The organism is Porphyromonas somerae DSM 23386, assembly GCF_000372405.1.
Classification (GTDB): domain Bacteria; phylum Bacteroidota; class Bacteroidia; order Bacteroidales; family Porphyromonadaceae; genus Porphyromonas_A; species Porphyromonas_A somerae.
Map to the genome: position 1 here is coordinate 1 of NZ_AQVC01000083.1, position 2,844 is coordinate 2,844.

Annotated in this window: 2 protein-coding genes; both read right to left on the reverse strand. The window is 39.2% G+C overall.

Going from position 1 to position 2,844, the window contains the following annotated elements:
- Positions 1–191: 191 nt before the first annotated feature.
- Entirely contained in the window at positions 192–2,516 is a 2,325-nt protein-coding gene (locus tag A3GK_RS0110025; protein ID WP_018029312.1) for an outer membrane beta-barrel protein, read from the reverse strand.
- Positions 2,513–2,794, reverse strand: a complete 282-nt coding sequence (locus A3GK_RS0110030; RefSeq protein ID WP_018029313.1) for an FAD-dependent oxidoreductase — start codon at positions 2,792–2,794, stop codon at positions 2,513–2,515. The genes A3GK_RS0110025 and A3GK_RS0110030 overlap by 4 nt, the downstream gene beginning before the upstream one ends.
- Positions 2,795–2,844 lie beyond the last annotated feature (50 nt).

Consider the following 2,844-nt stretch of genomic DNA (forward strand, 5'->3'; position numbering starts at 1 on the left):
GGCACCTATAATAATAACGTCGTAAACGTTTCTCTCCATTTTCTGGTATAGAAAAGTGATTTGATCAATTCAAACCGCAATATACCAAAAAAGCACGACCCCTAAGCAAGGATTTGGCAACGGGGCCGTGGTTACGTACTTTGGTGTCCGATAAAAAACATTTATCAGTCCCATTAGTATTTTTAGACTATTTATCTATTAAAGCGAGAAGTGTCATTTTCATTTCTATTCACATGAATAGTTTTAGTATTCTGGCTAAAAGTGTAGGTGATAGCCAGTCGGATACTTTGAGTGTTTGGAAGTTCTATGGACTTCACCAGATTGCCCCCATAGTTATATATAACCTCTGAACCTCGTTGATTAAAAATATCCTCAACAGATACTGCCATTACAAGATTCTTCTTCTTTAGAAATGAGTACTGCACACCGAAATCCATAGTCGAATACCCTTTGATTGTTTTCTGAAGGAGTTTTGTAACTGTTCTATAATACGGATTGATATAGACTCCCAAACGATCATTAGGCTGATAGCTAATATATATATCGCCACTACTCCTCCAAGTTTTTTGGGGATTAATTATTGAATTATCTAACTCAGAAATTATATTGGAGTATCTCCCGTTTTGACCATATAAATAGAGTGTACCTCTTAGTTTACCGTCAAAGAAGGAAAACGGCAGAGACATACTACCAAAAAAGTAGAGCCTGTCCGCATAGTTCCTTGGCATTATATATCTTATACCATGTTCGTCAATATTATAGGTCGATCCGTAAAGATTTTCATCAAAAGTAGCACCAAAAGTAACCACGAAGTACTTAAAAAATAGATGCTGGCTTTTCAAGCTATACCGCATAGAGGGCTTAAGAAGTGGATTACCTACGCTATATTCTTCATCACTATTATAAGTTTGCCCAGGCAACAACGAGAAATATCCTGGACGGTCATTCCTCATAGTAAAATTAAAGGTAGTTGAATAGTTTTTAGTCGCTTTCCAATTAATCAATACAAAAGGTGCCATACTCCACTCTTCAGTCTTTAGATTCTCTCGAAATTGGTAATTGTAAAGTGAATACTCACCACGCACACCTAAGTATAAAGATAAATCAGGAGTTATTCTGAGATTCCCAGATGTATAGGCTCCGACTATGGTTTCATTTACTAAAAAGTCAGAGTTAACAGTATTCTGCACTGTACTTTCTTTCATCTGAGAGAAAAAGGACTCCGTACCCACTTTAAATTCTAGTTTCGGCAACTTGAGTTTGTACTCAGCTTCTATAATATGTCTATGGCCCTCCATGTTTTTAGTCGTGCTATGAACACCTCCCAAACTGTTACTATAAGACTGTTCATAGTCACTAAGACCAGTAAGGAAGCCATACGATGCTTTAAATTGGTTCTTAAGAGTGTCTGCTGAGATATACTCAATATTGGTCGAAAGTAAATCCATCCAATCGGTCTCTTTTCTGTCGGCAGTTCTCTCTAGAGTCTTTGCTAGCCAATACTCCTCCTCTGACTTATCCTTCACATCATCTATATAATAAGAGAGAAAGTAGTTGACGCTACCATTGAGCACTTTAGGTGCCCATGTGAGGTTTAATACCCCAAAATATGAATCCTTTAAATCACAATCCTTTCTCTTTATCTCTCTCTCCCTCTGATTAGAATTAGAAGAGTACGCCTCTATTTTATTAGAGATATAGGATGGCCTACTGTAGCCAAGTGAAGCGTTACCTGATAAATTGCCATACTTACCAAGCATATCCAAATAGGTTCCCACTCTATACGCTTGGTTTCGGTGTTGTGTTCCATGGGTAGTGTTTCCAATACTATATCCATCCAACCGTTTCTTTTTCGTGATGATTTCAATGGTCGCACCTCCTTGTGAAAGCCTATTTTCCGCCAGAGCATTAGTTTGGAGATAAATCTTCTCCACATTGGATGCGGGCATAGATCTAAGATAATTCACAAGAGTCTCAATTGGTAGCCTCTGTTTTACTCCATCAATTACTACCAAAGGATTATTTCCTTGCATGGTTATACCATCTTTAGAGACTTGCACACCCGGCGTTCGATTGAGTACATCCAGCACATTGTCCGCTGCATTGTTACTTAACCTCCCTACATCTACCCCTATCTTGCCATCAACCAGCGAGAAAGCCTTTTTATACGAAGAGACGACTACTTCGTCAAGCATCAGATCTGTTGGTTTGAGTACTATAGGCATAGCAAATGAATAGTTCTTAGGCACAACGATTCTCATCGTCTCAAACCCCATAAACCTTACTTTCAATATAACAGAATCAACAGCACAATTTGAATTATCCAATTCGAAACGCCCGTTCTCTTGACTTACCGCAAAAGAATAAATATGCGTAGAATCCGCCAGAGAGATAGATGCTACAGAAGCAAACTCTATAGGATCACCTTTTTTATCAGTCAAGCGTCCTTTAATTGATTGTCCATATGCTAAGGTGCAGGCGAAACCAATATAAACAAATAAAAGTAATTGTCTCATTTCGAAGGGTGGTTTTTTGTTAATTGCCTTGAGGCGTTTAGAACGGGGTAATTGGTTCTGGGAATCCCCGCCACCATAGTGTCTTCATAGTGCTCTCTAGGACTATCGCTAGAGAAGGTGACCGCGGCCATACCGCCCTGAGCAAAGTAGGAATTGCTATCCTCTAAAGTGGCCGATGAGAAGAGGGCCACTCTCCTCCCCTTCGAAAGGTGGTAGGCGGTATTGAGGCCAGTAAGGCCGGCACCTATAATAATAACGTCGTAAACGTTTCTCTCCATTTTCTGGTATAGAAAAGTGATTTGATCAATTCAAACCGCAATATACCAAA

Coding starts and splice junctions, on each gene's coding strand:
- A3GK_RS0110025 (WP_018029312.1), bottom strand. CDS start 2,516: ATGAGACAATTACTTTTATTTGTTTATATTGGTTTCGCCTGCACCTTA.
- A3GK_RS0110030 (WP_018029313.1), bottom strand. CDS start 2,794: ATGGAGAGAAACGTTTACGACGTTATTATTATAGGTGCCGGCCTTACT.